The 12,322-nt window shown below is 65.6% G+C and carries 7 protein-coding genes and 2 pseudogenes; all 9 read right to left on the bottom strand.

All coding sequences use genetic code 11. The features are described from left to right. Window positions 1-50: 50 nt before the first annotated feature. Window positions 51-2,264, bottom strand: a complete 2,214-nt coding sequence (locus tag Pla175_RS09560; protein ID WP_145283583.1) for a malate synthase G — start codon at window positions 2,262-2,264, stop codon at window positions 51-53. A 41-nt stretch (window positions 2,265-2,305) separates the two neighbouring features. Then, window positions 2,306-2,668: pseudogene (locus tag Pla175_RS27260) on the bottom strand (IclR family transcriptional regulator); the annotation flags it as partial. Window positions 2,669-2,694: 26 nt separating this feature from the next. Further along, window positions 2,695-3,117, bottom strand: a pseudogene (locus Pla175_RS27265) (IclR family transcriptional regulator); the annotation flags it as partial. Between the two features lie 1,395 nt (window positions 3,118-4,512). After that, complete coding sequence (otnK, locus tag Pla175_RS09570; protein WP_145283586.1) at window positions 4,513-5,772, bottom strand: 3-oxo-tetronate kinase; 1,260 nt, start codon at window positions 5,770-5,772, stop codon at window positions 4,513-4,515. A 64-nt stretch (window positions 5,773-5,836) separates the two neighbouring features. Continuing rightward, window positions 5,837-6,868 (bottom strand): 3-keto-disaccharide hydrolase, encoded by a 1,032-nt coding sequence (locus Pla175_RS09575; protein ID WP_145283588.1) that lies wholly within the window; start codon window positions 6,866-6,868, stop codon window positions 5,837-5,839. Window positions 6,869-6,916: 48 nt separating this feature from the next. After that, on the bottom strand, window positions 6,917-8,440 hold the full coding sequence (locus Pla175_RS09580) for an alpha-amylase family protein (RefSeq protein ID WP_145283590.1): 1,524 nt from the start codon (window positions 8,438-8,440) through the stop codon (window positions 6,917-6,919). Window positions 8,441-8,697: 257 nt separating this feature from the next. Continuing rightward, a complete protein-coding gene (locus Pla175_RS09585) occupies window positions 8,698-10,404 on the bottom strand; it encodes a hypothetical protein (RefSeq protein WP_145283592.1) in 1,707 nt (568 codons plus the stop codon). Between the two features lie 7 nt (window positions 10,405-10,411). Then, window positions 10,412-11,290, bottom strand: coding sequence for a DUF6282 family protein (locus Pla175_RS09590; protein ID WP_145283595.1), 879 nt, complete (start codon window positions 11,288-11,290; stop codon window positions 10,412-10,414). Beyond that, a complete protein-coding gene (gene pdxA, locus Pla175_RS09595; RefSeq protein ID WP_145283597.1) occupies window positions 11,287-12,309 on the bottom strand; it encodes a 4-hydroxythreonine-4-phosphate dehydrogenase PdxA in 1,023 nt (340 codons plus the stop codon). The genes Pla175_RS09590 and pdxA overlap by 4 nt, the downstream gene beginning before the upstream one ends. Window positions 12,310-12,322 lie beyond the last annotated feature (13 nt).

A 12,322-nucleotide genomic window follows, 5' to 3' on the forward strand; every position in this document is an offset into this window, starting at 1 on the left:
GAACTCAAATACTTAGTTGCGTTCGAGCCTAGCGTGCCCTCTGAGAGGGCCTATCCCCCTATCCCTTCCTTATCCCCACCTCCCCCTTCCTTCGCCGCGGCCTGCCGTGCTTTGGCTTCGCGGCGGCGGGCGTGGAGGATGGGTTCGGTGTAGCCGTTGGGTTGGGCGGCGCCTTGGAAGATCAGGTCGCAGGCGGCGGCGAAGGCGATGCTGGCGTCGAAGTTAGGCGCCATGTTTTTGTAGGCGGGGTCGCCGGCGTTTTGGCGATCGACCACGGCGGCCATGCGGTGCAGCGTGGCGAGCACCTGCTCGCGCGTGCAGACACCGTGGCGCAGCCAGTTGGCGATGTGCTGGCTAGAGATACGCAGCGTGGCGCGGTCTTCCATCAGGGCGACGTTGTTGATGTCGGGAACCTTCGAGCAGCCGATCCCTTGGTCGATCCAGCGGACGACGTAGCCCAAGATGCCCTGCGTGTTGTTGTCGAGTTCGGCCTGGATTTGTTCGGCGGAGAGCTGCTTGTCTCCCAGCAGCGGGATAGTGAGGATGTGGTCGAGGCTGGCCGCGGGGCGGTCGGCCAGCTCTTGCTGGCGGGCGCGGACGTCGACCGCGTGGTAGTGCATGGCGTGCAGCACCGCGGCGGTGGGGGAAGGCACCCAGGCGGTGTTGGCGCCGGCCCGGGGGTGGGCCTGCTTGGCGTCCATCATCTGCCGCATCTCGTCCGGTTTGGGCCACATCCCCTTGCCGATCTGCCCCCTGCCCCGCAGGCCGTACGCGAGGCCGACGTCGACGTTCCAGTCCTCGTACGCGGCGATCCAGGGCTGCTGCTTGATCGCCTCCTTGGGGAGGAACGGCCCCGCCTGCATGCTGGTGTGGATCTCGTCGCCGGTGCGGTCGAGGAAGCCGGTGTTGATGAACACCAGCCGCTCGCGGACCGGGCGGATGCACTCGGGGAGGTTGACCGTGGTGCGGCGCTCCTCATCCATTACGCCCACCTTGATGGTGTTGGCCGGGAGCCCCAGCCCCCGCTCGACCATGGCGAACAGTTCGCACGTGAGCTTTGCCTCGTCCGGGCCGTGCATCTTCGGCTTGACGATGTAGACGCTGCCGGCGCGGCTATTGGCGCGGGCGCCCTGCTTCTGCAGGTCGTGGATTGCGCACGCGGTGGTGACGAGCGCGTCGAGGAAGCCCTCGGGGATCTCGTTTCCTTCAGGGTCGAGCACCGCGTCCGTGGTCATCAGGTGGCCCACGTTGCGCACCAGCAGCAGGCTGCGGCCCGGGAGCGTGAGCGTGGCGCCGTCGGGCGTGGAGAACGAGCGGTCGTCGTTCAGCCGGCGCGTCATCTGCTTGCTGGCTTTCTGAAAGGTGTCTTCCAGGTCTCCCTTCATCAGCCCCAGCCAGTTGCGGTAAACGGCCGTCTTGTCGTCGGCGTCGACGGCGGCGATGGAGTCTTCGCAGTCCTGAATCGTTGTCACGGCTGCTTCGAGGACGACGTCCTTCAACCCCCCCGGCGCGTCCTTGCCGATCGGGTCGGCCGGGTCGATCAGCAGCTCGATGTGCAGGCCGTGGTTGCGCAGCAGAATCGACTCAAGCGCACCGTCTTCGTGATACCCGACGAACTGCTCGGGGTGGGCGAGTTCCACCCGTTTGTTCTCCGCGAGCAAGGCGACCAACCGGCGTGGCGTGTCCGGGGTCAGTTCGAAGCTGGCGACGTCCGCGTAGCTGCCAGAGGCGAGCGGCGCCGCTTGGTCGAGGAACCGGCAGGCGTAGGCGATCACCTGCCGGCCACGCTCCGGGTCGTAGCCCGTCGGTTGCTCACTCGGCGGAGCGATAACGTTGGTTCCGTACAACGCGTCGTACAGGCTCCCCCAGCGGGCGTTGGCGGCGTTCAGTGCGAAGCGGGCGTTCATCACGGGGACCACCAGTTGGGGCCCCGCTATCTGGGCGATCTCGTCGTCCACGCCGGTGGTCGTTACCTCGACGCGGCCCTTTTGAGGGACGAGGTAGCCGATTTCGGTGAGGAACCGGCGGTACGCGGTGGCGTCGAATGCGGCGTGGGCATGGTGCCAGGCGTCGATCTGGGCCTGCAGTGCGTCTCGCCGCTGGAGAAGGGTGCGGTTGCGTGGCGTCAAATCCGCCACGATTTTTGCCAAACTTTGCCAGAACGCATCCGGCGTGACAGGGGTTCCGGGGAGGACTTCGCCCTCGATAAAGCTGCGCAGGACTGAGGCAACCTGCAGACCGTGGTGGTCGGATCGTTGCGTCATGAGTGGGCCGGTCGGCGCCGGCAAGGGCTGAAGGAAGCGGTTCAGTCGCTGGAAGGGGCGTGCCCCAACCGCAGCGACACAACGTCCGCAGCCGCGATGACTTCGCGGGCGCGCACGGGAAGCAGCCTCTTCGGCAGCCTTGAAGCGGGGGCCGAGACGCTGAGCGCCGCGACAACGGCGCCCGACGCGTTTCTCACCGGGGCGGTAACGCAGCGGACGCCGAGCTCACGCTCCTGGTCGTCGATGGCATACCCCTGCGCCTTCACGCGACGCAGCTCGGAGAGCAGCTGCCGAGGGCCGGGGGTGGTGTGGGGGGTAAAGGCTTTGAACTCGATCTCGGCGAGCAGGCGGGACACCTCCTCGACGGGCCGCCAAGCCAACAACGCCTTGCCGACCCCCGTGCAATAGACAGGCGCCCAGTGCCGAGCTCGGTGAACATCCGAACTGAACGCAGCGACTCGACCTGATGGATGTACACCGCGTGGCCGCTCTCTAGAATTGCTAGGTTCGCTGTTTCGCCGGTGAGGGCGACGAGATCCTCCATTGCGCCACTCGCGGCGCTTGGGAGCGGGATCGCCGCTGCGTACGCTGCGCCGATCTGCATGGCGCTGGCGCCCAGTCGGTAGCGGCCAGTCGCGGTGTCCTGTTGCACGTAGCCCCGTTGGCACAGCGTCTCCAGCAACCGGAAGGTGGTGCTGCACGTGAGCCCGGTGGCCCGCGCGACTTCGCTCAGCATCTCGTCTCCGCCCCCCTTTAGGGCCTCGAGCACGCTCAACCCCCGCTCCAACGCACGGACTGGAGGGACGCTGGTCCTAGTCCGTACGCGTCCCCGCTTAGTAGTTGCGTCGCCCATAGAGTCAGCTTATAGCCTTTCATTTTGTTGTCAAATGAAAAGCCTTTATCGCTAGTTGATAAATAGGCTTGCGAGCGTAGGTTGTCGGCTGCTGGTGATCCGGCACCAGGCGGAGCGACTTGAGCTTCGGAATGGAAGATCTAGAAATGCGGCCGCCAAAGGAATGGGTAGGTTTGCGACGTTGCCAATCGCACAGGCGGCCCAGGTTGCGAAGCGGCTCGCACGGCTCAACTACGGGCGGGATGCATTCGCCCGGTTGCCCGGGTAAAACCCGACGCAAATGATCTCGGTCTGACCCGCCAACTTTCAGGGTTGCGAGCTCCGCGGCACTATCTGCGGCCCGAAGGCTCTCCAACACTCTTTCTCAGAGGGCGCCGGTAGTGAGGCCCGCCGATCTTTCTAAGACACTGCTCGCCTGCATTCTCATCATCATGGGGGCCACATCAGCCAGAACATTTGGGTAGGCGTCCCAATCCGGCGGAGCGTCTAAAGTGGGACCGTCCGCGGGACTACTTGCGGGCGGGATGCGAGAGCTTTGAAGCCGTATTCGTTCTCCACGGAAGCCGCTTTGCTGAAGGGGGCGCGGGAGTCTTCGCCTTCAGACGGGCATCAGGCATCATGGGCTTCCGAGGTGAATGCCCTGTAGGAACCGAGGGCGATCGGGTAGATGCGTTCATCCAGCAGCGGCTCAAGGCGATCGCAAGATTTGAACACCCTTGTTCCGTCGTATTCCTCAATCACGATCAAGGCTACGCACCCGACCTAGGTGCGATCCTGATGCTCGGCCATAAGGTGTCGTTGGTCGGCTTCCCCGAGGAAATGGCGCCGAAGCTTCTAGGGCTGGCAGACCAGGGCGCCAGCGTGATCGATTTAGGGCGGGACGCGTACGCTTTCATCGTGACACTTCCGAGACACCATCTCGCCTGCTGAGGGTGCGTAGGCCGCCGCAGCTAGAGGCGTAACTGCCAAGCATCGAGCCCATCCTAGCGTCATCGGTCGCGTAGCTTATACAGGCGGAGCGCTTGGCGGCGAGGAGATAACGGACTTGTGCTAGGCGCCGGACGTGATCGCCCGGCAGATCGTCTGGTACAACGGCGAGCAATTGCATCAGCCGTTGGGTACCTGTGGCCGATCGACTATTACCGGGGCGACCCGGAGACGCTCAAGGAAGCGCGTCGCAGGAAGATGGCCCAGGCCCGGTATCGGCGGCGAGAACAAAACCTGAAACTGCGGCAGCCGACGCTGCCGCTGGAGTCCCCGGAGTGTGTTGCTAACCAAGCGACGGAAAAGTCTCAGAGTGGATGAAACAATTCAAAGGATCCTCATGAGTGACCTTTTGTGCTGCCTTGCGCCTTCTCGTGGCCATCGTCCCTCGTCTCTCCCTGCCATTAGTAGTTAGTCGTTGTTCAGCGCGCGAGCGAAGAAGTCGTCCTGGCCGAAGTTGCCGCTCTTGAGCGCGAGATCGAGACTTGGTTTGCCGGTTGACTGCGTCCAAGGAACGCCAGGGGCGATCGACGGTCCGATCCGTAGCGAGGCAATCCCGAGGGCCCGCAGCACGGCGCCGGAGGTTTCACCCCCAGCCACCACCAGCCGACGCACTCCAAGATCAACCAATCCGCGGGCGAGCCGGCCCATCGCGTCCTCAACCAACGACGTGGCCCGCTCGCCCAGCGACATGCGTGTCTCGTCAATCTCGTCGGGCGTCGCAGTCGATGAGATCAGCACCGGGCCATCAGCCAGGCGCGGCTCGGCCCAGGCGAGCGACTCTCCAACCACGTCCTCGCCCGCGGCGAGCCTGCGAGGGTCCAACCTCAAGGCCGGGCGGCTGGCGGTCCAAGCGGCGACCTGTCGCTGCGTTGCGGTAGAGCAGCTACCGGCCAGCACCGCGGCGCTGCCGGCGGTGGGGGCGAACGCGGCGGCGGCCGGATCGCCCGATAGCAAACCGTTGCGGCGGTAGGCACGCCCCAATGGAGTTGCGAGCGCCGATGCGCCGGTGATCAGCGGTGCATCGACCAGGGCGCAGGCCCAGGCGGCGAGGTCTTCATCGCTCACAGCGTCTGCGATCGCCAGCCGTACCCCCTCGTCTCGGAGCTCGGCGAGCCGCGCCTGAATCGCCACGCTCCCCGCCCGCACCACGCCGAGCGGCGCCAGGCCCACTCCGCCCCGCGTTTGCAGGACTAGCCAACGCACCAGGTTTGCATCGGTCATCGGGGTCAGCGGGTGGTGCTGCATACCTGACTCCTGGAGAAGCACATCGCCGACGAACAGGTGGCCGCGGTAGACAGTGCGTCCATTCTCAGGGAACGCGGGGCAGAAGACGGTCTGCTCGGCTCCGATTGCTTCGAGCAGCGCTTCGGCCACCGGGCCGATGTTGCCCAGCGGAGTCGAGTCGAAGGTAGATCCGTACTTAAAGTAAAACCGTTCGATCCCGGCGGCCCGCAGCGCCGCAAGCGCCTGGAGCGACTCGCGCACTGCGGCGTCGGCGTCGATCGACCGCGTCTTGAGCGACACCACGATGGCGTCGATGTCGGTGCAATTGGGCAGCGATCGAGGAACGCCGATCCACTGCACAGTGCGCATTCCACCCCGCACCAGCATCGACCCTAAGTCCGCGGCTCCGGTGAAGTCGTCCGCGATACAACCTAGAAGGGGCATTTTGCTAGTTATCGAAGAACCATGTACGGGTGAACGGGTGAACCGCAACGGACAAGGGGGAGAATCAAGGTGAATTGGCGGGTGAGGTGGCGAGGAGACAAGGCGCCCGTCGCTCAGCGAAGATGTTGCGGTAACGGACCGAGGTGTGGTCTCCCTGCAGCAGAACGGGGCCCGGCAAGGTGTCGTCGGCCGCTAAACCTCCGCCGGTGCAACCCTCTACCGGTTGATTGTCGATTACTACTTGGTCGTTCAGCACCACGGTGACGTGACGATCGACGAGGGTCAGTTCATACGAGTTCCACTCCCCCCCGGGCTTGGCCGCGTTGTGGGACGGCTGGATCCGTCCAAAGATGGCGCCGGGGCCCGACAGCCCCTGCATCTGGCTATCCCTATCCACTACTTGCGCCTCGTACATGCCGCGTAGGTACACGCCGCTGTTACCGCCGGCCGGCACGTTGTACTCCAGCGTCAGCCGGTGGTCTTCGAACTCCAGGTCCGTGATCAGGTTGCCGTACTCGCCGTAGGCGTCGAACGTGGTCTTGGGGGTGTGGTTCACCAGCTCACCCCCCTCCGCCCGCCAGCCATTCTTCTTGCTCGGGTCCGCGAGTCGCCAGCCGGCGAGGTCTTTGCCGTTAAATAGTGAGATCGGCGCCTCAAACGCGACCTGAGCCCGGTCGGGGCGATCCGGATGATGAGGGATGCGCTTGCCGATCAGTCGCATCCGCTTTTTTTGGCCGCTGTTCGGCCCCAGCACTTTACACTCAAGCTGAAGCGCGCCCTCGACCATGCGAGCCACGATCGGTTCGCTGATCGCCAGCGCGTGGTCGGCGCGCCCGTGGGGTTTCCAGCGGATGGGATGCGGGATCTCGAGCGTGCCGTTTGCGAAACGTGGATGCGCAACAAGCTGAGGTGCGCCCACGCTCCACAACAGCCGGACGGAGATGGCGTCGTGGGCGCCTTCGATGGCTATCCAGAGGGGCGACCGGTCGGGGAGCTGAAAGGCCCAGTTCCCCGCGAGCGGGTTGCCGTTCTCGGCGGCCGCCGCAACCAACGGGGTCAGCAGCGCCAGCGCGCCAAGGAACCTAGTTCTCGCCATCCTCGGCTGACTCCTGGGGCCTTTAACCGCAAGTACGTGCAATCCGCATCAACGCGTCGTGGCGACTCGGCCCGCGTTGGCGGCGCCCCGCGGGGTTAGGCTATTCACCGCGCGACCGAACGCCCTGAGGCTCGACAAAGTCATCTCGTCGTACTCACGCGAGGCGACCAGCCCGCTGGCGCCGGCGTCGATGGCGCGCTGGCAGGCGGCGACGATCGTCTCGGGGTCGCTCTTGATCACCTCCATCCCCCCATCGGGGAGGTGCCAGGGAACGTCCAGCCCGATGCCGCTGTAGACATGGGCCTTGCCACCGGCGCCCGCGACGGTGCGCCGCGTCTCGCGAAACACATACTCCGGCGACATCCCGCGCGAGTCGAGTTCGTCGAGCCCGGGCTCTCGCTGTCCGTCGTAGCCGAGCATCGCGTAGAGGGCTTGAAGGGTGTCGTCACGCGTGAAGTCAGCGAACACGCGGGCCTGCATCCGCTCGACGGCCCACCACCGCATCCGGCGGCCGAGGACGTCGTGGTACAGGATTGGTTTGATGTAGTCACAATTGTCGGCGATCTGTCCGTAGTCGACCGCGGCGCGGTAGATCGGGTCCCAGGAGCTCCGCTGATGGTCGATGTGCCGCCCGAACTGAGCGTTCGGCGCAAGCCCTTTCACCGCGCCGTAGAGCCGGCGCCCGATCTCTTCGTCGGCCGCGAACCATTCGCGTTCCCAGGACAGCACCTCTGGGTACTGCATCAGGACGCGGAAGACGGAAACGAGCACGCCGTCCGCGGGGGTTGCTCCACCCGCTTCGAGCCCTCGGATCAATTGTTGGAGCGCAGCAAACCCCGCCTTCGCTCGCTCGGCGTCGACTCCGCGCTGCTTGTTGCGGGCGACGCAGTGCAGGCAGAAGCACTCCGGCGTGGCGCCGCTAAAGAGGACCCGAGAGAGGGGCCCCACGCGTTCGGCGCCAAACTGGAACCCGTCCAGTGGGTAAGCCCTGAACAGTTCCGCGACCGTGGCGACCAGCCACTCGACGTAGGCGGGGTGATTCCAACAGGGCCCGCCCCCCGGCCGGCCATCGATCTTCACTGTCGCGACGCATTCGTATCCGGGCAGGCGGCCTTTGGCCTGCATGGACGCTTCGAGGATCCGGGCGTGCACCTTCATCCCGCGTCGCTGCGTCGCAGAGACGATCTCTGCCAACGCGTCGCGGTCGCCGTACTCGAGCGTGCCGTCGATCTGTTGGTGACCGATGGTTTGTCCCTTGAAGGCCGCGTGGTCGTGCCGCACCCAGCGGCTGGGGAGCCGCCGTTCGCGGTTGCTGGCCATTGGCAGGCCGTGATCGGCCAGCACGTTGGCCGGCCCGACGCCGTTGAGGTGGTAGGTATGGCTGTAGCAGAGCAGCGTGTTGATCGACGCGTCGGCCTGCAGCAGGTCGAGGCACCGCTCGATCCCCTCATCCAACAGATTCGCAGGAGCGATTTGCACCGCGGCGAACATCCCCTGCGAGGACGAGCCTCGGCCCGGCTCTCCGCGCACGAGGCCCGGCGACAGGCCGCCGGCCAGCGCGGCGCTTGCCACCCGCGTTAGGAATGCGCGACGATCCGGGGGACCCGAAGCAGAGTGGCGGTCCGCTTGCTTTGGATCGAGTCGAGGCAGTGGAAACCCGGAGGGGTCAATCATGTCACGTCGCGTTCTGGAAAGGAGAGCATGGGAGAAGCAGGCCCCCCGCGCGGAGACAGGTTCGCTTATCGGGCCTGCGACGGCCCCCCTAGGTAGGAGGCTCGCCAGGGGCAAAGCGGGACGCCAAAAAGCGGGATTTGCCCACGATTCTGGCGTCACTGAGGCCGGACGAGCCCTCCGGCGCGGCCCTTCCGGCGCCACATGGCGGCCTGCCCGATCGCAACCAAGATCGCGAGCGCCGCGACCGCGTAGCTGCCGACCGGCACGCCGCCGAGCGTTAGGTTCCAAGCGGTCCACAGGGACGCGCTGCCGGTGATCAGCAACGCGGCGCCGAGCGCGAGGTTCCACAATATCCGTGTGAACCCCTGCGGGCGCAGGTCCCCCAAGAGGGCCTTGGAATTGAGCATCGCGGCAAACGTCACCAGGGCGATCGGCAGCAGCGTGTAGCCGACCGTCCCTACAATCACCGCCAAGTACGCCTTGGACGCGCCCCCCCAGACGATGGGCCACAGCACCCCGGTCGACGCAAGCAACATTCCCAGGCGAAACCATCGGCCCCCCCGCTCAACGCCCAGCGCTTCGCATAGGGCAAAGCCGGAGATGAGCATCAGCAACGAGATGGTGGAAACCGCCATCGCCAATACGCCCAGGCCAAAGACCGTCTTCGAGGCGCCGGTCTCCTTGAACAACGAGTCGAGCGCCGCGGCAAGCTCCGCGGTGTCGCGCGGAAGCAACATCGACGCGACCCTGGCCTCGGCGAAGGTGACCGGCGTCTCTTCCAAACCCGGCGCGTCGCGTCTGCGTTCCAGCATCGCTGCCAGTTCGTCCCTGCTTCTGCGCAGCCGAGCTGAAGCGCCTTCCTTGGGCAGGGTGACCTCGATAGAACCTTCCTTGCCGGCGGCAATCGTCAGTCCCTCAAACGGCTTGGTGTAGAACTGCGACCCAGCGGCTAGTACGATGCACGCCGTCCCGATCGCGAAGGGCGCCAAGAGTCCGAGGCACAGGTCGAAGACGGCAAACCCGCGGTGGGTTGATGTCCATCCCTTGGCCAGGAGCGAGTAGGGCATCAGGAACGTCATGTTGATGCCAACCGCCGCGGAAGCGGCCGCGATCATCAGCGCCCGCTGTTCGTCAACAATCGTGGCCCTCCAATAGCTGCGCGCGGGCACGTCGGCGATGCCGGCAAGCGCCTCCTGGAATCCCGAGGTTGGTTCGAACAGGTGCCGGGGGTTCGGCGCCAGGGCCGCCAGGGCCGAGCCCCAGTCGATGGCCCCAACCAGCGTCAAGCGGACGACCACCGCCAAGAAGCAGGCCATGATCGCCCCGACCATCAGCTTCAGCGTCAGCTCGTAGATTCGCACCCCTTTTCCCGGTCGGTCGTACTGCATGGTCACGAAGGCGACCACCAGCAGGATCGCCGCCGAGACGGCGAGCTTGCTTGTCAGCGAATCGGGGTAGGGCACAACGCCGGGCAGCAGATTCTCGGTCAACACCCCGTAGGCGAGCGCGTACTGGGGGAGCGCCCAGATCATGTTCGCCAACAGCGCGCCCAGCAACCACGACCAAGCCAGCACCGGATTGATGTGGCGCCGGATGCCGTCGAACGGCGAGGACTCGATCGACAGCGTCACGTAGCTGATGGCGCTGAGCATGACGACCCCCAGCATGATTGCGAGGGGTTGGACCCACAGCAGTTCATTGCCGCCGATCACCCCCAAGTACAGCGCGCTGGCCAGCGAGCCCCCTCCCAGGGTCAGCGCACTCTGCAGCCATCCCGGACCCGACAAACGCAGGTAGGCTGCCAGTACGCTGAGGGGGCCCCGGCGTTTGGCTTCTTCGATCACTCGACCCGAGTCGTCCATCGAAACCCTAAAACTGCGAGCAGGGCGCCCTTCCCTCGCACAGCAGCGTGCGGGGGTTATCACAGATCAACGTGCGGATCTCCTGCGAAGAGAACCCCTCTTGAGCGAGCCGATCGAGGTAGTTTCCAAAGGCGTCGAGCGGGGCGCCGTTGGCCGGCTGCCCGAAATCGGAAGACAAGATGACGTGGTCGACCCCCACCAAGCGGATCTGGCGAGCGATCTCGCTAAGCTCGATCGTGCCGGGACAGCACTCGGTGGCCGCCAACAAGCAGTGCTCAATTCTGGCCCCCAGGCCGACGGCCTCACGTTGTTGGTCGACGCTCATGCACGGCACGATCTCCGACGCGTGGGTGACAAGCATCCGTCGGGCGCCGCATTCGGCCCCCCGCTTCAGGATGGCCAGCGATTCGGCCGGGGAGAGGTGCCCCGTGGCCAGCACCGCGTCGTGCTCGACGATCAGATCGATGATCTCGATCACGTCAGCCTTGAGGAGCCCATCGCTGAGCGCTTCGAGTTGCTGCACGCCCCGTCGAGGGTGCGGGACCGGCGATACTTCGGGGCCCAGCGTCTGCACGTGGTGGAGTGCCGAGTAGGTGGGGAAGTAGATCACGTCTGCACCCGCCTGAAGCGCCGCTTCCACCGCGGCGGGGTTCATACCACCCACGGGGGGATTGAGCACCAGTGAACTAAAGAACCGCGGCCCATTGGGGAACAGACGGTTCAGTGCAAAGCATCGCCCTACGGTGCTGGTGACGTGGTCTTTGAGCCCAATGCCGGCCATCCCGAGGCGGCTAGCGTGTTGGGCTAGGTCCATAAAGTCCTGGGCCCTGGCGGTCACGTCGGGAGCGCAGTGCAAATGGATGTCAAACGCCCCAACCAGATTCATCGAAGCGCCCCCTGAGCCGCCGCGGGCTCAGGCCGCCCGCAGAGTTTCGCCGCGAGGGTGATCGCTTGAACCATGCTGCTCGCATCGGCGACGCCGTGCCAGGCGATGTCCAACGCGGTGCCGTGGTCGACCGAAGTCCTGATGATCGGCAGCCCGAGGGTGATGTTCACGGCCAAGTCGAACGCCAGGGCCTTCAGGGGGATGTGGCCCTGATCGTGGTACATGCAAATGAAGCAATCCGTCGCTCGGCGCCGAGCAGGCAAGAACGCGGTGTCAGGAGGGAGCGGGCCAGCGACCTGGATGCCGCGCTGCTGGGCGTCCCGTATCGCGGGAATAATAAAGCGTTCCTCCTCGCGCTCGCCGAACAGCCCGTTCTCGCCGGCGTGCGGGTTGAGCCCGCACACGATCAGGCGCGGTTCGCGCCCCTGCATACGCCGGATCGCCTGATCGCTCAGCTCGATGACGTCGCGAACTCGGTCCTGGTTCAGCAAGCCCGGCACGTCGCGGTAGCCGACGTGCGTGGTCACAAAACTGCAGGTTAGCTCGGACGAGGTGAGCATCATGCAAACGCGGTCCGCCAGGGTTTTGGCGGCGAAGATCTCTGTGTGACCGGGGTAGGGCACCCCCGCCGCGTCGAGCGCCTCCTTGTGGATGGGGCCGGTCGTGACCGCGTCTACTTGGCCGCGCATCGCCGCATCGATCGCCGCCAGGATGTAGCCATACGACGCCGCGCCGGTCTCACGGCTCACTTCGCCCGGACGGAACTCAGCGGTCGACGCCATCGGAAGGTCGAGAATCGCGGGAGTCGGCGCGTCCGCTTGCGGCCACGCCTGGGCCCCGTAGACGTGCCGGGGAACGGGCAGGCCGAGTTTCTCTCCTACGGCGCGCAAGATGCGGGCGTCGCCAAACAGGATTGGCCTACAGCACGACAGCACCGTTGCGTCGTGCGCAGCGCGCAGGGCCACCTCGGGGCCGATGCCCGCGGGGTCGCCGATCGTGATGGCTATGCGAGGAAGCATGCGTCTCTAAGAT

Origin of the sequence: Pirellulimonas nuda (assembly GCF_007750855.1) — a bacterium.
Classification (GTDB): Bacteria; Planctomycetota; Planctomycetia; order Pirellulales; family Lacipirellulaceae; genus Pirellulimonas; species Pirellulimonas nuda.

Bases quoted from the DNA above. Each gene is read 5' to 3' on its own strand.
- Pla175_RS09560 (WP_145283583.1), bottom strand. From the start codon at position 2,264: ATGACGCAACGATCCGACCACCACGGTCTGCAGGTTGCCTCAGTCCTG.
- otnK (WP_145283586.1), bottom strand. From the start codon at position 5,772: ATGCCCCTTCTAGGTTGTATCGCGGACGACTTCACCGGAGCCGCGGAC.
- Pla175_RS09575 (WP_145283588.1), bottom strand. From the start codon at position 6,868: ATGGCGAGAACTAGGTTCCTTGGCGCGCTGGCGCTGCTGACCCCGTTG.
- Pla175_RS09585 (WP_145283592.1), bottom strand. From the start codon at position 10,404: ATGGACGACTCGGGTCGAGTGATCGAAGAAGCCAAACGCCGGGGCCCC.
- Pla175_RS09590 (WP_145283595.1), bottom strand. From the start codon at position 11,290: ATGAATCTGGTTGGGGCGTTTGACATCCATTTGCACTGCGCTCCCGAC.
- pdxA (WP_145283597.1), bottom strand. From the start codon at position 12,309: ATGCTTCCTCGCATAGCCATCACGATCGGCGACCCCGCGGGCATCGGC.